This is a genomic window from Rhizobium sp. RHZ02, assembly GCF_014851575.1.
In the GTDB taxonomy this organism is placed as follows: domain Bacteria; phylum Pseudomonadota; class Alphaproteobacteria; order Rhizobiales; family Rhizobiaceae; genus Rhizobium; species Rhizobium altiplani.
The window spans coordinates 72548-90122 of the sequence record NZ_JACUZX010000008.1; the positions used below are offsets into that span (position 1 = coordinate 72548).

Consider the following 17575-nt stretch of genomic DNA (forward strand, 5'->3'; position numbering starts at 1 on the left):
CGATGGCTCTGCAGGCCTATCAAGCCAAACGCAATTTCAAGGTAACACCGGAGCCGCGCGGGAGCAGGCGTGTCGGCAAGCCTCCAGCGCAGGCCGCGCTCCGTTTTGTCATTCAGAAGCACGACGCGTCGAGGCTCCACTATGACTTCCGGCTCGAGCTCGACGGCGTGCTGAAAAGCTGGGCCGTTACGCGCGGTCCAAGCCTCAACCCCGATGAAAAGCGCCTTGCCGTCCATGTCGAGGACCACCCGCTTGATTATGGCGACTTCGAAGGCATCATCCCGAAAGGCCAGTACGGAGGCGGCACGGTGCTGGTTTGGGATCGCGGCACATGGACGCCAAATGGCGATCCGCACAGGGGCTATAAGAAGGGCCATCTCGAATTCGACCTTGACGGCGAGAAACTGAGCGGCCGCTGGCATCTGGTCCGCATGCATGGCAAGCCGGGTGAACGCCAGGAAAACTGGTTGCTGATCAAGGCTGAGGATGCCGAGGCCAGCCACAAGGGCGACATTCTCAAGCAGCGACCTGAATCGGTGAAAACGGGCCGCAAGATCGAGGATGTGGCGAAGCACCCTGACGCCACCTGGAACTCCCATCCCAAGGGAGCGTTAAAGTCCGCCTCTTCAAAGCCCGCAGCGAATCAAGCAAGACCGAAACGTCAGGTGTGGCCGAAGGGGGCCGAGAAGGCGGCGTTGCCTGCCTTCATCGAGCCTGAACTTGCCAAGCTCAAGGCCAAGCCTCCGTCGGGAGAAGGGTGGATTCACGAGATCAAGTTCGATGGGTACCGGTTGCAGGTTCGGCTTGAGAAGGGCAAAGCCACTCTGCTGACCCGCAGCGGGCTCGACTGGACCGACAAATTTGGCCCGGAAATCGTCGCGGCCTTCACGGCACTGCCGGCGAAGGCGGCGATCCTCGACGGTGAAATCGTCGTCGAGCGTGAAACCGGCGCCTCGGACTTTTCGGCCTTGCAGAATGACCTTAGCAAAGCCCGGCACGATCGGTTCGTGTTCTATGCCTTCGATCTGCTTTACCTCGATGGATACGACCTGCAGCAAGTGTCACTGACCAATCGCAAGGCCTTGCTCGCGGACCTGCTCGCCGACGTCGACGCGCGACTTCGCTATAGCGAGCATTTTACCGAGAAGGGTGCCGTTGTGCTGGAACACGCGCGCCAGCTCGGGCTCGAAGGCATTGTCTCGAAACTGGCTGACAGCGAGTACGTGTCGGGACGTACCAGCGACTGGGTCAAATCGAAATGCCTGCAACGGCAGGAGCTGGTGATCGGCGGCTATGTGCCTTCGAGTGCGATGAACAACGCGATTGGCTCGCTGGCAATGGGCGTTTACCGCAAGGGAAAGCTGGAGCATGTTGGCCGGGTCGGAACGGGCTTCAGCGTCAATGTCGCGCACGAACTCTATGACACGCTGTCGGCGATGGAGCAGACGGAGAGTTCTTTCGACGACGAGCTCACCCCCGAGGAGCGTCGCGGGCTGGTCTATGTGAAACCGAAGCTTGTTGCCGAGGTTGAGTTTCAGGCATGGTCGGCGGACAACAATTTGCGGCACGCCGCGTTTCGCGGGTTGAGAGAAGACAAGGCGCCAGAAGAAGTTATGCCCGAAGCAACAACGACGACTGCGCAGGAACTGCCTCAATCCAGCGTCACGCTCACCCATCCCGATCGGATCTATTGGCCGGAGGAGGGGATCACCAAACAGGGACTGGTCAGCTATTACGCACGGGTATGGCGCTTCATTGAGCCCTATGTGACCAAGCGCCCATTGGCATTATTGCGTTGCCCCGACGGCATTGCCGGCCATCAGCGGTTTTTCCAGAAGCATGCCTGGAAAGGCATGAACGCCAATATCGAGCAGATCACCGATCCGAAGGACAGGGGCGGCGAGAAGTTGCTGCGCATCACCGACTTCGACGGGATGGTCGCGCTCGTCCAATCGGCCGTGCTGGAGATCCATCCCTGGGGGGCGACGACGGCGAGTTGGGAGCGACCGGACATGATCACGATGGACCTTGACCCGGCCGAAGACGTTAGCTGGGCCGAGGTGATCGCCGCTGCCTACGAATTGAAGGAGCATTTGGAAGCCGCGGGCCTGGCGGCCTTTGTCAAAACCTCCGGCGGCAAGGGGCTGCACGTCGTAAGCCCGCTCAAACCGAAGGCCGGCTGGGCGCCGGTCAAGGCTTTCGCCAAGGCGCTGGCCGACGGCATGTCCAGGGATCACCCCGACAAGTATCTCGCGACCGCCACGAAGGCGAAGCGGAACGGCAAGATCTTCATCGATTATCTGCGCAACGGTCGCGGCAACACGGCCGTCGCCGCCTATTCGACGCGTGCGCGGCCCGGCGCTGCTGTTTCGATGCCGCTTGAGTGGAACGAACTGACCGATGAAATCGGTCCGGCCTATTTCACGGTCGACAACGCTCCGGCACGTCTCGATGCCTTGCGCAGCGATCCATGGGCGGATTTCTTTGCCGCCGCCGTTCCCCTTGAGAAGCGAAAGTAGCGGAGGCGGCTGCGGTCTCTCAATGAGATTTCGGGCGTCCCGTTTCCTTGGCGAGGCTCTTTTTCAGGGCGTCCATGATGTTGACGACATTGCCCGTCGGCTTGGATGCCGGCCGCTTGGATGAAGGCGGTGTGGCTTTGACAAGGCTCTTCTGCTTCGCACGGATCATGGCTCGCAAGCGCTTCTGGATCGGATCCTGCACCATGGCGGGCTGCCAATCCTCCGTTCGATCCTTGACCAGCTTCTTCATCATGGAGAGCACCGTGTCATCCACTTTGCCGTGGCTATCAAGTGTCGCGGCCGGCGGGCGAACTTCGTCGCCGAAATGCAGTGTCCAGAGGATGATGCCCTTGCCCTGTGGCTCCAGGAGGACGGCGCGCTCACGTCGGTAGAGAACAAGTCGCGCAACGCCGACGACATCGTTTGCCTTCATCGATTCGCGGATCACGCAGAAGGCTTCGGTGCCGACCTTGTCCTCCGGCGTCAGAAAATGTGGTTTGTCGTACCAGATCCAATCGATCGAGCCGCGCGGCACGAAAGTGTCGATGTCGATCGTCTTCGTGCTTTCGAGCCCGACTTCATCGAGTTCCTTGTCCTCGAGAATCACATAGTCGTCCTCGCCACGCGGATAACCTCGGGCCTGATCCTTGTCGGCGATCGGCTTGCGGGTGACGCTGTCGACGTAGCGGCTTTCGACGCGGTTCTTCGTCTTTCGGTTCAGGACGTGAAATCGAAGCTGGTTGCTATCCGTCGTCGCCGGTGTCAGGGACACTGCGGCCGTGACGAGTGACAGTTTGAGATAACCCTTCCAATACGTCTGACGTGCCATTCGCGCCCTGGCGCCCTGGCGCCATCTCCCGTGGCCGCATTCGCGGCAATCCTCCATAACGGTGTGAGCAGCCGTTTGGTTCCATTGCGCGCGGACAGATAGAGTCAGTGCCCATTGAGCGCCTTGAGCCAGCGGAGCACGGCGATCTCCTCCTGATTCATCCAGCGCAGCAGTCGCACGCTTCGGCTCGGTCGGGCGTTGGCGAGACTGGCAAGGTCGCCGGTCTCAAAGCTTTCGAATATCTTTGGATGGATATAGGACGACCGGCATACTGCGCGCGTGTTGACCAGGCGCGCGGCAATTGCGTCGATGACTTCATTCACCTGCCGGGCGCGCCCTCGCTGGCTTTCGTGTGGTTCAAGCGAAGCCAGCCCGGTCGCAGCCATTTGCGTTGCTCCCCAAGTGCGGAATTGGCGGGACGTGAAATCGGCTCCGGATGCTTGCCGTATGTAGCTGTTGACGTCCTGTGATTGGATGGGGTGGCAGACACCATCGTCATCGATGTACTGGAAAAGCTGTTGCCCGGGCAGCTCCTGGAGCATCTGCACGGCGCGCGTGATGCGACGGTCGCTATGACTGAGGCGCCATTCCTTTCCTGACTTGCCCTTGAAGCGGAAGTGAATGCTCGACCCTGATATTTTCACATGCTTGTTGCGCAGCGTCGTCAGGCCATAGGAAGCGTTCTCCGCGGCGTAGCTCGCATTGCCGACGCGGATGAAGAGATTATCGAGCAGCCAGACGATTGTTGCGAGCGCCTTGTCGATGTTGGGTGCCCGGCGTCGGAGGTCTGAATCCACCTTCTTCCGGATCGCGGGAAGCGCCGAGCCGAAGTCGGCAAGCCGCTCGAATTTGCTCTTTTCCCGCTCGGCAGTCCATTTGGGATGGTAGCGGTATTGCTTGCGGCCGCGAGCGTCGCGGCCAGTGGCCTGCAGGTGGGAATGGGGGTCGGCAGAAATCAGGACCTCGGTATAGGCCGGGGGAATGGCAAGCGCGGAGATGCGATCGAGCTCCGATGGCTCCGTGATACGGATGCCACCGGCGTCGTAATAGACAAATCCCTTTTTGCCCGCCTGCCTGCTGATGCCGGTCTCCAGGCTCGCTGTGAAAACCAAGCCGTCGGCAGTCGACGCCCCATTAAGTTGCGACGTCGCCGGTTCGTTGCGGGGTTGCGATTTATGAGTCGTTCTCTGATCCACAGTGAGCACGAAACGTCGTTGTCGTCGCTAGGTTCCGCTGCCGGCTAGGTAAGACGGCGGAACGGCGGCGAACGCGGCATTGAGTGAAGGTGGCGCGCTTGGCCCGGATTACCAATAGGACTTGGTATCTGGCTATAATCTCCCTCTACTTTCAAGGGCTTCGGTGCGACGGGTGTGACCGACGCGCGGCACTGCCGATTCGATTCGCAAGATGGCGGCGAATTCGTCAGACCTAAGTCCAACTACCCAAGCATTGGGCCAGCGCTAACTGACCCTTGTCCTTCTGCCCCGAAGGATGAGGGAGGCTTTAGGATGTCGCGGACCAACCCTCCTGCAGCCTCCCTCCTTCCGATCGAACCTTGGTCCAACTTTCCAAGCGGGCATGCTCTGTCTAAGTTGTTCTCGTCCTTCCGCCAAAAAGGACACGCAAGGGCGCCTTCGGGCTCCCCGAGGGCTCGAGAGGATCACCAACGGGTAGGCTGACCTCTCGGCTCTCCCGTGTGAGGCAAGAGCTTCCTGCTTGACCCGGCCTGATGGCATTTGAGACTGGTGGGCAGGAGGGAAGACCCCGATGACGCCACGCAGCACGAGATTGTGCTTAGGTACCCACTCGCCTCGTCGGTTCTCCCGCACACGGCCTTGTCGAAGCGCCCAGCGACGGCCGCTACGTGATTGAGCACCCAACCGGCGACATGGAGGTGTTCCTCGATCTAGGCCCAGACGGCAGAGTGAAGGGCGCAGGGACGATCAGGACGTCAAGGAAGCTTTTTGACGGCATTGTCTTCCCCAGTTGATACTGACAAGCTTCGAAGAAGGCCGCCCTACGGTAAACCCAGACACCAGACGGTGAGCGGAAAACCGCGATGACTCTTGCGCGCCCTTCTTTAGCCGAAGCCAAGAACACGGCGGATCGAGCATCAAAACCCTCATGAACTTAACTAACGTGCCAACCTTGGCGCTCGCCATTTATTGCGTCAGCTAAAGGGTTTTGGCTGGTTTGCTTGTAGCCCAACCCGATTAAGAGCCCGACAAACAAGGGAGCTAGCGTATCGGCGATAGACCGGCCGACAACGTGCCTAACGGAATTTCTTTACGACCTCGTACTTCCCGGCTTCCCAAGCTCTCATCTCGCCACCTTCGCAAGAGTAGTTTTCGTCAGTCTCCGCTATCCCGATCCCAATGCCCTCAACCTGGGGATCGTCGAAGGTGACGTATATGTCCGCCTTCTTGATCTTCCGCTCTTGAAAGTCCTCCAAGATTTCCTTGTAGCACGCGACATTGGGTTTCAGATTGTCGCGTAGAATTCGGGCTTCGGTTTTCTTGGTTATCTCTGAGAGCGGGCGTGTCTCAGCGAGAGCAGTAGGAGAAACTGACAGCGCCAACAACAAAGTAGGCGCAAGGGCCAAAAGAAGCTTGCTCATCTCATCGTCCGTTTGACGTCACAAAGCTGGGCATAAGGGCCGCGTCCATGAAGTGAGCCGCGCGGCGATTGTGCATATCATCACAGAGATAGGTAGGGTAGTGCATAGCCAAGCCGCGCAAGAACGAGACATCGGTCTGGTGCACGACGGATGCTGGCCTTGCGGTAGCCGTTCAGTCTACTGCGCGCCGATCACGATGTCGTCGCGGATCAGGTCCGAAAGTTCCCGTTCATCCGTGACGCCGAGTTCGATCCATTGGAGCAGGCTGTTTGCCTTTCGGCGTGCTTCAACACTTCCGGTGTGATGTCCATGTTCGTCGCACCAGCACTCCAGGATGCGATCGATCAGGTCGGTAATTTTCGATGTCAGCATCGGTCGGTGCCACGAAATCCATTGCATCGGCCCGTCTCCCTTCGAGACTGGAGCCTATGTGCAGCTGCATCGGCGTGGCAACCTCTCTAATATAAGAATCCACTCATATTGCACTCCTAAACGCCGCTGCGTTGCAAAATGGCAATAGTCGGTGCGTCGGACTAGCGCCGAAAAGGATCAAATTTCGGCTCTCCGAGGCTCGGAAACGTCGTTGAAATCGAAGCCAACGGTGTGCGATTGTGGAAGGGAGATATGTCGGCGGATGGGATCGGAAGATGCCCGACCTGAGAGATAGGTGACGTTTTGTACCGGAGACATGGGTAACACTTTTCGCTTTTGGCGGGAGGTGTTGATGCCGTGGAGAGAGACTTCGGTGATGGAGGAACGTCTACGATTTGTCGCCCGCCTGCTGGAGGGCGAAGGCATGAGCGATGTGTGCCGGGAGTTCGGCATCTCGCGCAAGACCGGCTACAAAATCTTCAATCGCTACGAGGACGACGGCCTGGAGGCGCTGACGGATCGGTCTCGACGGCCGGTGCGTTACGCCAACCAGTTGCCCGAGCCGGTCGAGGCAATGATCGTGCGGCTCAAGAAGGAGAAGCCGCATCGGGGTGCCAGGAAGAGCAGAGAACTGCTGGTGAAGCGTCTGGCCGACGATGTGCGCGTGCCGTCGAAGAGCGGTGCTTGACCGGCACGGGCTGGTCGCTCATGCCCGCCAGCGGCACCGTTATCGGGCAGAAGGAACGGCCTTATCACAGGCCCTTTCGCCGAACGACCTGTGGTGCGCCGACTTCAAGGGCGAGTTCAAACTCGGCGATGGCCGCTACTGTTACCCGCTGACGGTCACCGACCAGACGCCACGCTACCTGCTTGCCTGTGAAGCCTTCGAATCGACAAAGGAGGTGGGGGTGTTCGAGGCGTTCCGCCGATTGTTTGCCGAACATGGCCTGCCAAGCGCGATCCGCAGTGACAACGGCCTGCCGTTCGCCAACCCCAACGGCCTCTACAATCTGTCGAAGCTGTCAGTCTGGTGGCTGCGGCTCGGCATCGCGCTCGAGCGCATCAGGCCGGGCCATCCGCAAGAGAATGGCCGGCATGAGCGCATGCACCTGACGCTGAAGAAAGAGGCGACCAGGCCACCTGGCAGAAATATCCTGCAGCAACAGGCCCGCTTCGATGCGTTCGTCAGCGAATTCAATACCGAGCGGCCGCATGAAGCCCTGGCGATGAAGGTGCCGCTCGATCTCTACACGCCATCGGCGCGCCGATATAACGGGCTGCCGGAGATCAATTATCCGTTCCACGACCGTGACGCGCTGGTGACCCATTGCGGCCGCATCTGCATCTACCGCAAGACGATCAACATCTCGACCGTGCTGGCCGGACAGAAACTGGGAATCAAGGAGGTCGACGACGGCATTTGGCTCGTCAGCTTCATGCACTATGATCTCGGATATATCGACCTCGAGCAGAGGACCTTGCAAACCATCGGCAACCCGTTCGGCACGAGGTTGTCACCCATGTGGTAGGTACGTTTTGTTACCTATGTCTCCGGGCTGGACAAGAAAGAACTGGTGGGCCCGGAGGGACTCGAACCCCCAACCAAGCGGTTATGAGCCGCCGGCTCTAACCATTGAGCTACAGGCCCGGCGACAGCATGGCTGCCGTGTCCGGCGCAATGGTTCCCCGGAACGGGTTTCGCTCTAACGCAATTCTTGAGCGCTCACAAGGGACTGCCGCAATAGCTTCACAATCAATCGGCAAGACGGCAATCGAGACTTCACAATCAGGGAGTTAAACACCGTGCTGCCGAACACCAGAACCATTGCCTTCAGCCTTTTGCTTGGCCTTCCGATCGCCACCATGGCGTTGCCGACACTGGCTGCTGATTCGCAGCCGCGCGAGGCCGTGATCTCCGTCAGTGGCGAGGGACAGGCGAGCGTCGCGCCCGACATGGCGGTGCTCAACCTTTCCGTCGTGAAGCAGGCAAAGACCGCACGCGAAGCGCTCGACGAAAACAACAAGTCGATGACTGATGTCCTGGCGGCGCTGAAAAAGGCAGGCATCGCCGAGCGCGATCTCCAGACGTCGGGCTTTTCAGTGCAGCCGCAATTCACCTACCCGCAATCCAACGATGGTCAGCCACAGCAGCCGCAGTTGGTCGCTTACCAGGTCTCCAACTCCCTGAGCGTGCGCGTCCGCGACCTGTCCAAGCTGGGCGCCATCCTCGACGAAGCCGTCACGCTCGGTGTCAATCAGGGTGGCGACATTCAATTCACCAACGACAAGCCGGAAAAGGTGATGGAGGAGGCTCGCAAGAATGCCGTCGCCAATGCCATCGAGAAGGCGAAGACGCTGGCCGGGGCAGCTGACGTGAAGCTCGGGCGCGTGATCGAGATCAGCGAGACGTCGCCGCGTCCACAGCCGGTGCCGGTCGCTCGGGCCGCCATGATGAAGGCCGCGGCAGACTCAGCCGTCCCGGTCCAGGGCGGTGAAACCAGCTACAACATCACCGTCAACATGACGTTCTCGATCACGCAGTGATCCTCCAACAGTTCAGAAATCTCTAATTTTGACGCCGGGTGGCCATTGATATTCTCTGCAATATCAATGGCCTGTTTGTTTCTTGTCGGGCGCGGTGGAGCCGATGCGCCGATAAAGGGCTTTATCACGCGTATATTACACTATAACATCGATCGTGTTTTCGGCCTCGCAGGGGAATCTTGAGTTCTGTTTCCCGAGCTCTGCCGGCCGAAGAGGAGGAATGGCACTAGCCCCCAAAGAGGAGACAGACATGACGAATGCCTTGCCGCCGCTTCACGATGGACATGCCCCGTTCACCCTTCAGGAACTCTTCCGCGAAGCACTCTACGCCTTCGAAGAGTGGGATACGGAGCTCACCGAGCCGATTGTCACTTTCGAGGGACGTGTTGTTCCCATCAGCCAGGTCTTCGAGGCGATGCGCCACTGCGACGACATCGTTCCGATGAACATCGTCGGAGCCGTCACAGAACGGCTTACCAAACCCTGGGAGGGCGAAGGACCGCTCGACCAGATGAGTTTTTCGACGGCTGCCCGCGTCATGGGCGTCCTCGTCCGCAAGCGTCTGCTTGCCAATGGCACGGCTGACATTGTCGCCGTTGCAGAACAGCCAGCCGAGCGCCGCTCCGGCAACTGAACGGTTGGATTGCGGTCGTAGGGCCGCAATCCCGCTTCCCGTATAAAACTTGCTATGGTTCGAAGGCTTCCTTGAGGCCGACGCTCTTGCGTTCGCGCAGGTCGAGATCGGCCTCGATATGCGCAATGTGGTGCAGCATCAGCCTGCATGCCTCGTCGAGATCGCTCCGCTCGATCGCGACGAGGATGTCGCCGTGCTCGGAATGGCCGCAACTCGATATGGTCGATTGGCCGTAGAGGGCGATCACTAGCGATGAGCGGGCAACAAGCTCATCCATGAAACGCTGCATGATGGCGTTGCCGGATATGGCAGCAAGCGTCAGATGGAAGTCGCCTGATGCCTTGATCTCGGCACGCCGGGCCGTCTGGCCGCGCTCGCCCATCAGGCGGCCTTCCTCGAGCAGCAATTGCTTCAGATGCTGGATTTGCGAAGGCGTGACTCTGGCCGCGGCCTCCCGCAAGATCCCGGGCTCCACGAGACGGCGGGCGGCAAAGATCTGGCGCGCCTCATCGGGCGAGGGGTAGGCGACGAAGGCGCCACGATTCTTTTCGACGCTGACCAGACCTTCATAGGAAAGAGCCTGCAAGGCGGCGCGCGCAAGCGTGCGACTGACATTGAACAAGTTGCCGACATCGCTTTCAGACAGCTTCGTTCCCGGTGACAGACGCCGCTCGACGATCGCATCGCGGATCGCGTCGCGGATTTGTTGTGTGCCTGTATCGGCTGGATCCTCTGCAGTCTGCAGGGCCGTTGCGGTGGGCTTCATGAACACAAATACCTTTTGACCGGGAAATGATATCTGCGTTTCCCGTAAAAGTTAAACGGAATTTGCGCGCAAAGTGAAGGCTAAATTGTATACGATATTTTGCACGAATTGCAGACGATGGCCTATTTTGTGTGCATGTGACGCCGCTGCCTGAATTTTGATATATGACGTTGCATCGATCGGAAGTCTTTGATTTCCTGACGTTTTGTGCGCCGCAAAAGAAACTGGCACGGCAGATGCATTGTCTTTCTCAAACAGGGGAAGACCAATGTCGAAAGCCGCAGAGATCGATATCGTATCCGTTTCCAAGGTGTATGGCGCCACGACGGCGGTCCATTCCATCAGCCTGAAGATTCCGGCCGGCTCCTACTGCTGCTTTCTCGGGCCTTCCGGCTGCGGCAAGACCTCGACGCTGCGCATGATCGCCGGGCACGAAAGCATTTCCTCAGGCGATATCAGGCTCGGGAATACCGTCGTCACCGATTTTCCGCCGGCCAAGCGCGGTACCGCGATGATGTTCCAGTCCTATGCGCTCTTCCCGCATCTTGATCTCATCGACAACGTCGCCTTCAGCCTGAAAATGAAGGGCGTCGAGAAGGAGGACCGGCGCGCCAAGGCGCTTGACATGTTGAAGCTGATGCAGATGGACGCCTATGCGACGAGGCGACCGGCACAGCTCTCTGGCGGCCAGCAACAGCGCGTGGCGCTGGCGCGCGCGCTGATCACAGATCCCGAAGCGCTGCTGCTCGATGAACCGCTCTCAGCCCTCGATCCCTTCCTGAAGATCCGCATGCGTGCGGAGCTGAAGAAGCTGCAGAAGAGTCTCGGCATCACCTTTGTGCACGTGACGCACAGCCAGGAAGAGGCGATGGCGCTCGCCGATATCATCGTCATCATGAACGACGGCAAGATCGAGCAGGCGGCAACGCCGCGCAAGGTCTTCGAGGAGCCGGCCACCGCCTTCGTCGCTCGCTTCATGGGCGATCACAATGTTCTTTCCGGCCGCGTTGTGTCTTCAAATGGCGGTGTCACTACGCTCGAGGTTCCGGAAGGGCAGACCTTCTCGGTGCGCGGCAACGGCAAGCATGCCGGCGAGAGCGTCGATATCGGCGTCCGCACGGATCGTGTGCGCCTCGAAAAGGCTTCCGACAAGACGCTCGGCTTCAACGGTGTCGTCTCCAATATCGAATATCGCGGCGCCTCGGTGAAGCTCACGGTGGCCGGCGCGGGCAGTGACGACTTCACTGTTATCGCGAGTGACGGCGATTATTTCGCCAAACCCGTATCGGTCGGCGATGCGGTGTCTCTGAGATGGGCTCTGGAGGACGCGGTCCTCCTCGGCCGTGCATGAACCTCACCAGCAAAAAGAAGGGGAACTGACATGACAACTGAAAAGAAGACGACCAAGACTGAGGTCGGGATTTCCCGCCGCAGCCTGCTGAAAACTGGCGCCGCCGCGCTCGGCGCTGCTGCAGGCTCGGGCCTCATCACCGGCTTCCCGACGATCTGGGCGCAGTCCAACATCACGCTACGCCAGTTCGGCACGGGTGTTTCCAACATCAACGCCATTGCCGAGCAGTGCAAGAAGGACCTCGGCATCACGCTGGAGATGACGGCGACCGATTCCGACGCCGCCGCCCAGCGCGCCGTGACGCAGCCTGACAGCTATGACATCGCCGACATCGAATACTGGATCCTGAAGAAGGTTTACCCGACCGGCGTCATCCAGCCGATGGATGTGAAGAAGCTGAAGTACTACGACAAGGTCGTTCCGTTGTTCAAGAACGGCAAGCTGAAGCCGGACAGCGTCATCGCGCAGGGCACGGCGCCGCACACGGTCGGCTATGTCGAGAGCGCGGACGCCAAGACCTTCGCCAAGGGCGAAACCGAGCTCTTCACCATGATGCCGACGATCTACAATGCCGATACGCTCGGCATTCGTCCGGATCTCGTCGGTCGCGATATCACCACTTGGGCCGATATCATGGACCCGAAGTTCAAGGGCAAGACCTCGATCCTCAACATTCCGTCGATCGGCATCATGGATGCCGCGATGATCATGGAAGCGCTCGGCAACATCAAATACGCTGACAAGGGCAACATGACCAAGGAAGAGATCGACAAGACGATCGAGTTCCTCATCAAGGCCAAGCAGGACGGCCAGTTCCGCGCCTTCTGGAAGAGCTTCGACGAGTCGGTCAACCTGATGGCCTCCGGCGAAGTCGTCATCCAGTCCATGTGGTCGCCGGCTGTCGCGGCCGTCCGCTCCAAGGGCATCGCCTGCAAGTATCAGCCGCTCAAGGAAGGCTACCGCTCGTGGGGCGGCGGTCTCGGCCTTGCCTCGCACCTCAAGGGCGCGCAGCTCGACGCGGCCTATGAATACATCAACTGGTACACGTCGGGCTGGGTCGGCGGCTACCTCAACCGCCAGGGCTACTACTCGGCCTGCATGGACACCGCCAAGAACTTCATGACGGCTGACGAGTGGGGCTACTGGATCGAAGGCAAGGCCGCCCAGGGCGATATCCTCTCGCCTGAGGGCAAGGTCATGGAGAAGGCCGGCGCCGTTCGCGACGGTGGTTCGTTCGAAGAGCGCATGGGTCATGTGGCGTGCTGGAACTCCGTCATGGACGAAGACCGCTACATGGTTCGCCGCTGGAACGAGTTCATCGCTGCCTAAGGCAACCGCTTCTGCCAGGCCCTCTCCCCAGTTCCTTTGGGGGGAGGGCGTCTATAACGGAGAGACCGGAAACATGGCGACGATCGCGTCTTCGCAGGCCGAGCACCAATCGGAACAGACAAGCCGCCGACGGATCGGATGGCCGACATGGGCAGCCTCTTATCTGCAGGCGACGCCGCTAATCCTCATTCTCGGTTTCTTCTTCATCCTGCCGATCGCCATGATCGCCGTCGTTAGTTTCTGGGACTACGACTTCGCCGGTCTCTACCCTGATTTCCTGACCATGAACTACACCGACACGCTCGGTTCATGGGTCACCTGGAAGACCTATCTCAACACCTTGAAATTCACGGTGATCGTCTGGAGCCTGACACTCTTCATCGGCTTCTGGGTCGCCTATTTCCTCGCCTTTCATATCCGGCGCACGTCGACGCAGATGATCCTGTTTCTGGTCTGCACAGTGCCGTTCATGACCTCCAACATCATCCGCATGATCTCGTGGATCCCGGTGCTCGGCCGCAACGGTCTGGTCAACTCCGCGCTGGTGCAGATGGGCATCGTGCCGCAGCCGATCGAATGGCTGCTCTATTCCGATTTCGCCGTGGTTCTCGCCATGGTGCATCTCTACACACTCTTCATGGTGACGCCGATCTTCAACACGCTGATGCGCATCGACCGGTCGCTGTTCGAGGCGGCGCGAGACGCCGGGGCCACCGGCTGGCAGATCCTCTGGAATGTCGTGTTGCCGCTGGCAAAGCCCGGTATCGCGATCGGTTCGATCTTCGTCGTCACCCTCGTCATGGCCGACTTTTCGACCGTGCAGGTCATGTCCGGTGGCCAGAGCGCTTCGGTCGCGCTGATGATGAAGAACCAGATGTCGCTGCTGCAGTATCCGGCCGCTGCCGCGAATGCCGTCGTGCTTCTGATCGTTGTCCTGATGATGGTCGCCGCCATCCTGCGCGTCGTCGATATTCGTAAGGAGCTTTGAGATGAACCACGAGAAGCGCACCTTTGAATTCTACGTGCTCGCTGCCTTCTTCCTTGTCTTCGTGCTGTTCCTCTACGGACCACTCTCGGCGATCCTGATCCTGTCCTTCCAGGGGCCCGACGGGGGCCTAACATTCCCGCTGAATGGCGTTTCCGTTCACTGGTTCTACAATCTCTTCGAGAAGCAGGCAGTCGGGGATTTCGGCGCATCCTTCCGCCGCTCGTTCACGCTCGGGCTGATGGTGATGGTGGTCACCGTAGTCGTCTCGCTGTTGGCCGGCCTGGCGTTCCGCCGCCGCTTCCGGGGCGCGACCGTGCTTTTCTACGCAACGGTCGCGAGCCTGGTGGTTCCGTCGATCATCATTTCGCTCGGGATCGGCGTGGTCTTCCAGCAGGGCGGCCTTAAGCCTGCCTGGTACTCGTCCGCCTTCGGCGCGCACCTGACATGGACGCTGCCCTTTGGCGTGCTGATCATGTTTGCCGTCTTCAACCGGTTTTCGCCAGCCTACGAAGAAGCTGCGCGCGATCTTGGCGCGAATTCGTGGCAGACCTTTCGTCATGTCGTGTTGCCGATGATTGCCCCCAGCCTGATCGGTGTCGGCCTGTTCGGGTTCACGCTCTCTTACGACGAGTTCGCCCGCACGCTGATGACGTCAGGAAGTTACAACACGTTGCCGCTCGAAATCTACGGCATGACCACCAACGTCACCACGCCGGTGCTCTATGCGCTCGGCACGGTCACGACGTTGTTTTCCTTCACCATCATCCTCGTCGCGCTCGGCATCATGCTCATGCTGCGTCGGCGCCAGGCAAAGGTAAGCTAACCCCTAATGCGCATTCTTCTGGTCAATCCCAATACGACTGAAACCATGACCGACAAGGCCGCCTTTGCTGCCCGCGCGGTCGCGGCGTCCGGCACCGCCATCATTGCCGCCACCTCACGCATGGGGCCGGTATCGATCGAAGGACATTATGACGGAGCGCTCGCAATCCCGGGACTTCTCAGCGAACTCAAGGAGCGGGCTGGCGAATACGATGCCGCCATCATCGCCTGCTTCGACGACACGGGACTAGATGCGGCGCGCAGCTTTGCCGACGTGCCGGTGCTTGGGCTCTGCGAATCTGCGGTCGCCACCGCAGGCTTCCTGGCGCAGCGATTTACCGTCGTGACGACGCTGGAGCGTTCGCGCGTCCTGATCGACAACCTCGTGCGGCGCTACGGCATGGGAGGCCGCGCGAAGGTGCGCGCCTCCGATATTCCGGTTCTTCAGCTCGAAGATCCCGCCTCGGGTGCTATCGGCAAGCTCCGGGCCGAGATCGAGCGTGCTCTTGCTGAGGATGGCGCCGAAGCGATCGTGCTTGGTTGCGCCGGGATGACTGATCTGGCTCGCGAGCTGCAGGATATCTACGGGGTGCCCGTTGTCGACGGCGTAGCCGCGGCGGTGAAGCAGGCGGAAGCGCTGGTGTCACTTGGGCTGTCGACCAGCAAGCGCGGCTCCTACGCGTCGCCGCTGGCCAAGCCCTTTACAGGCGCGATGAGTGTTTTTGCGCCGATGCGGGCAGCAGGCTGACCTGTGACGGCGATACCTGTTCGACGATCCGTGACCGTTTCGAAATGCTGACGCCCCAATTGTAAGCTTCCGGGCAGCGCCACGATTCCGCTTTACTTTTCACCTCCGCTTGCATTTGTTCAAACAAAAGCATTGCAGGAGAGGAAGCACACGTGACCATGCCGGACGACGACCTTAAGCGGATTGCAGAACAGGAGAAGGTGCTGAGTTTCGACACCTTCGATCTCACGACAGCATGGCAGCTCGGCAGGCTCCTGCAGGAACTTGGAACCGAGCGCGGCCACGGGATCGCGATCGACATTACGCTGCATTCGATGCCCGTCTTCTATGCGGCACTGCCCGGTGTCACGCCCGACAACGTCCAGTGGGTGCGGCGCAAGCGTAATCTGGTGCTGCGCTACTTCAAGAGCAGCTACGCGATCGGTCTCGATCTTAAGGAGAAGGGCAAGACGGTTGCCGACAATGGTCTTTCGGATGCCGACTATGCGCCGCATGGCGGCAGCTTTCCGATCAATGTGAAGGGCACCGGCTGCATTGGCGCGGTCACCGTATCCGGCTTGCCGCAGCGAGACGACCACAATCTTGCGGTCGAGGCGCTGGCATTGATGCTGGCGAAAGACATCGACGCCCTTCGCCTGGCGTGATTGCTGTTTCACCTGGCGTGTCTTGGCACGCCAGGTTTACGCTGCGAGCGATCGGATGGGGAGGACGGCTTCAGCTGGACCCAATCGAGGTATGCGAAGCCCCCATCAACGGCAGCCGCTCAGTTCGAGCCGAAGACAACGTCTTCCAACCACGGGTTAGAGAACCTCCGTTCCGGATCCATCCTGTCGCGAAGACGGACAAACTCGGCAAGCTTTTCATATTTGGCGCCGATGTTGCGCTCCGTAAAGACCTTGCCCCAATGCGGCAGGGCTGCGAAGGGCGAGAGTGCCTGCTCGATATGCCCCACGGCCGCATTCACGGCCTCCTGATCCCGAACCCAGGTAAAGTGGAACGACAGCGTATCGCGGTGATACTGAGGACTGAGCCATAGCTCGTCCGCCGCGACAGTCCGGAGTTCGCCCGCTTGCACCAAGTGGGCAAATTTATCGCGGATCGACAGCAGCGCTTCGATCGCTGCCGCGCCGTGTTTGCGTGGAAGGTGGAACTCGGACTGTATCTCTTCGCCATTGCTGGGCGTGAAGCCCATCTTGAAGTGCGGGAGCCTGTCGGACCAGCGGCCATATTGCCCCAACTGATCCGTGGAGTTTTGCGCGTCCAATTCGCTTATGGGGTGCCTGTTGACCATCGCGCGTGTTGCGCCGTGGATGTCGGCCGGCCAGTCCTCGGCGGACGCAGTTCTCTTGACCCAAATCGATCCTGCTTGTTGACCCCATTGCGTGAACACGCTGACGCTGTAGCCCAAGGCCATGATCTCATCGAGGTTGGCCAAAAGCTTGTCCCAGGCCAATCCTTCGTAGACGCACTGTGCGACCTGAAACTCCGGCTGAACGTCAAGCGTCACGCGCGTTACGACGCCAAGCGCGCCCAAATGCACCACCATGCCCGCGAAATCGGCATCGCCGCGGGTCACCTTCACGAGGCGGCCGTCGCCTGAGACGATTTCCAATCCCGAGACCGCTGTCGCCAGATTGCCGTTCCGGTCGCCTGAGCCATGCGTTGCCGTGGCAATCGCGCCAGCAATGGAGATGTGGGGTAGGGAGGCTAGATTGTGTACGGCAAGACCATGGCCATGGAGGAAAAGCGCAAGCTCGCCATAGGTGCAATGACCGCCAACGGAAACCTGTCTCCCATCGCCTTCGATGACGGGGTCGATTGGCACATCGGCAAGCGCCAGGGCAACTTCGCCATCGGCAATCGCATTGAATGAGTGGCTTGACCCCACCGTCTTTATCTTTGGCGCTCGCATCACGACTTCGCGGACCGCTTCCACCGAAGACGGATAGAGGCAGTCTCGAAAGCCATAGTGAAAGCTTCCCGCCCAGTTAGCCTTTGGAACCCGCGTCATAACAAAACCTCGCGCTTCTCTATCGCACAGCCATTCCAACGACGT

At 59.7% G+C, this 17575-nt stretch carries 15 protein-coding genes, 1 tRNA gene and 2 pseudogenes; 11 read left to right on the top strand and 7 right to left on the bottom strand.

What is annotated here, in order from left to right; translation table 11 throughout:
• Positions 1 to 2: 2 nt before the first annotated feature.
• Positions 3 to 2519: a DNA ligase D gene (gene ligD, locus IB244_RS14765; protein ID WP_192304687.1), complete on the top strand. Its 2517-nt coding sequence runs from the start codon at positions 3 to 5 to the stop codon at positions 2517 to 2519.
• A gap of 19 nt (positions 2520 to 2538) precedes the next feature.
• Here the strand turns inward: ligD and IB244_RS14770 are convergent, their stop codons facing one another.
• The 4 genes from IB244_RS14770 to IB244_RS14785 all read right to left on the bottom strand — a co-directional run bounded on the left by IB244_RS14770 (position 2539) and on the right by IB244_RS14785 (position 6364).
• Positions 2539 to 3348, bottom strand: coding sequence for a Ku protein (locus IB244_RS14770; protein ID WP_018857141.1), 810 nt, complete (start codon positions 3346 to 3348; stop codon positions 2539 to 2541).
• Positions 3349 to 3452: 104 nt separating this feature from the next.
• Positions 3453 to 4460: a DNA topoisomerase IB gene (locus tag IB244_RS14775; protein WP_192304689.1), complete on the bottom strand. Its 1008-nt coding sequence runs from the start codon at positions 4458 to 4460 to the stop codon at positions 3453 to 3455.
• Between the two features lie 1160 nt (positions 4461 to 5620).
• Positions 5621 to 5965: a hypothetical protein gene (locus IB244_RS14780; RefSeq protein ID WP_018857139.1), complete on the bottom strand. Its 345-nt coding sequence runs from the start codon at positions 5963 to 5965 to the stop codon at positions 5621 to 5623.
• Between the two features lie 177 nt (positions 5966 to 6142).
• Positions 6143 to 6364: a hypothetical protein gene (locus IB244_RS14785; RefSeq protein ID WP_018116593.1), complete on the bottom strand. Its 222-nt coding sequence runs from the start codon at positions 6362 to 6364 to the stop codon at positions 6143 to 6145.
• 325 nt (positions 6365 to 6689) lie between these two features.
• Between IB244_RS14785 and IB244_RS14790 the strand changes: the two are divergent.
• A pseudogene (locus tag IB244_RS14790) lies at positions 6690 to 7866 on the top strand (integrase core domain-containing protein).
• Between the two features lie 43 nt (positions 7867 to 7909).
• On the opposite strand, the gene IB244_RS14795 reads toward IB244_RS14790, so the two are convergent.
• A tRNA-Ile gene (locus tag IB244_RS14795) sits at positions 7910 to 7985 on the bottom strand.
• 215 nt (positions 7986 to 8200) lie between these two features.
• Here IB244_RS14795 and IB244_RS14800 point away from each other — a divergent pair.
• Together IB244_RS14800 and IB244_RS14805 are read left to right on the top strand one after the other, a co-directional pair.
• A complete protein-coding gene (locus IB244_RS14800) occupies positions 8201 to 8881 on the top strand; it encodes an SIMPL domain-containing protein (protein ID WP_246733641.1) in 681 nt (226 codons plus the stop codon).
• A gap of 250 nt (positions 8882 to 9131) precedes the next feature.
• Positions 9132 to 9515, top strand: a complete 384-nt coding sequence (locus tag IB244_RS14805; RefSeq protein ID WP_018116585.1) for a hypothetical protein — start codon at positions 9132 to 9134, stop codon at positions 9513 to 9515.
• 52 nt (positions 9516 to 9567) lie between these two features.
• Here IB244_RS14805 and IB244_RS14810 read toward each other — a convergent pair whose 3' ends face one another.
• Positions 9568 to 10281, bottom strand: coding sequence for a GntR family transcriptional regulator (locus tag IB244_RS14810; RefSeq protein WP_041912273.1), 714 nt, complete (start codon positions 10279 to 10281; stop codon positions 9568 to 9570).
• Positions 10282 to 10549: 268 nt separating this feature from the next.
• Between IB244_RS14810 and IB244_RS14815 the strand changes: the two genes are divergently transcribed.
• The 7 genes and pseudogenes from IB244_RS14815 to IB244_RS14840 all read left to right on the top strand — a co-directional run bounded on the left by IB244_RS14815 (position 10550) and on the right by IB244_RS14840 (position 16163).
• On the top strand, positions 10550 to 11632 hold the full coding sequence (locus IB244_RS14815; protein WP_018857136.1) for an ABC transporter ATP-binding protein: 1083 nt from the start codon (positions 10550 to 10552) through the stop codon (positions 11630 to 11632).
• Between the two features lie 30 nt (positions 11633 to 11662).
• Positions 11663 to 12961, top strand: a complete 1299-nt coding sequence (locus IB244_RS14820) for a PotD/PotF family extracellular solute-binding protein (protein ID WP_018116582.1) — start codon at positions 11663 to 11665, stop codon at positions 12959 to 12961.
• Between the two features lie 73 nt (positions 12962 to 13034).
• On the top strand, positions 13035 to 13949 hold the full coding sequence (locus tag IB244_RS14825) for an ABC transporter permease (protein WP_018116581.1): 915 nt from the start codon (positions 13035 to 13037) through the stop codon (positions 13947 to 13949).
• Position 13950: 1 nt separating this feature from the next.
• Positions 13951 to 14772, top strand: a complete 822-nt coding sequence (locus tag IB244_RS14830) for an ABC transporter permease (RefSeq protein ID WP_169681489.1) — start codon at positions 13951 to 13953, stop codon at positions 14770 to 14772.
• A gap of 6 nt (positions 14773 to 14778) precedes the next feature.
• Complete coding sequence (locus IB244_RS14835; RefSeq protein ID WP_113471565.1) at positions 14779 to 15519, top strand: aspartate/glutamate racemase family protein; 741 nt, start codon at positions 14779 to 14781, stop codon at positions 15517 to 15519.
• Positions 15501 to 15584: pseudogene (locus IB244_RS32200) on the top strand (flavin reductase family protein); the annotation flags it as partial. The gene IB244_RS14835 and the pseudogene IB244_RS32200, both read left to right, overlap by 19 nt.
• 93 nt (positions 15585 to 15677) lie before the next feature.
• Positions 15678 to 16163: a heme-degrading domain-containing protein gene (locus IB244_RS14840; protein ID WP_018857133.1), complete on the top strand. Its 486-nt coding sequence runs from the start codon at positions 15678 to 15680 to the stop codon at positions 16161 to 16163.
• A 119-nt stretch (positions 16164 to 16282) separates the two neighbouring features.
• On the opposite strand, the gene IB244_RS14845 is transcribed toward IB244_RS14840, so the two are convergent.
• Positions 16283 to 17530, bottom strand: coding sequence for a D-arabinono-1,4-lactone oxidase (locus tag IB244_RS14845; RefSeq protein WP_113471566.1), 1248 nt, complete (start codon positions 17528 to 17530; stop codon positions 16283 to 16285).
• Positions 17531 to 17575 lie beyond the last annotated feature (45 nt).

Bases quoted from the DNA above. Each gene is read 5' to 3' on its own strand.
- ligD (WP_192304687.1), top strand. From the start codon at position 3: ATGGCTCTGCAGGCCTATCAAGCCAAACGCAATTTCAAGGTAACACCG.
- IB244_RS14770 (WP_018857141.1), bottom strand. From the start codon at position 3,348: ATGGCACGTCAGACGTATTGGAAGGGTTATCTCAAACTGTCACTCGTC.
- IB244_RS14780 (WP_018857139.1), bottom strand. From the start codon at position 5,965: ATGAGCAAGCTTCTTTTGGCCCTTGCGCCTACTTTGTTGTTGGCGCTG.
- IB244_RS14785 (WP_018116593.1), bottom strand. From the start codon at position 6,364: ATGCAATGGATTTCGTGGCACCGACCGATGCTGACATCGAAAATTACC.
- IB244_RS14800 (WP_246733641.1), top strand. From the start codon at position 8,201: ATGGCGTTGCCGACACTGGCTGCTGATTCGCAGCCGCGCGAGGCCGTG.
- IB244_RS14805 (WP_018116585.1), top strand. From the start codon at position 9,132: ATGACGAATGCCTTGCCGCCGCTTCACGATGGACATGCCCCGTTCACC.
- IB244_RS14810 (WP_041912273.1), bottom strand. From the start codon at position 10,281: ATGAAGCCCACCGCAACGGCCCTGCAGACTGCAGAGGATCCAGCCGAT.
- IB244_RS14815 (WP_018857136.1), top strand. From the start codon at position 10,550: ATGTCGAAAGCCGCAGAGATCGATATCGTATCCGTTTCCAAGGTGTAT.
- IB244_RS14820 (WP_018116582.1), top strand. From the start codon at position 11,663: ATGACAACTGAAAAGAAGACGACCAAGACTGAGGTCGGGATTTCCCGC.
- IB244_RS14825 (WP_018116581.1), top strand. From the start codon at position 13,035: ATGGCGACGATCGCGTCTTCGCAGGCCGAGCACCAATCGGAACAGACA.
- IB244_RS14830 (WP_169681489.1), top strand. From the start codon at position 13,951: ATGAACCACGAGAAGCGCACCTTTGAATTCTACGTGCTCGCTGCCTTC.
- IB244_RS14835 (WP_113471565.1), top strand. From the start codon at position 14,779: ATGCGCATTCTTCTGGTCAATCCCAATACGACTGAAACCATGACCGAC.
- IB244_RS14840 (WP_018857133.1), top strand. From the start codon at position 15,678: ATGCCGGACGACGACCTTAAGCGGATTGCAGAACAGGAGAAGGTGCTG.
- IB244_RS14845 (WP_113471566.1), bottom strand. From the start codon at position 17,530: ATGACGCGGGTTCCAAAGGCTAACTGGGCGGGAAGCTTTCACTATGGC.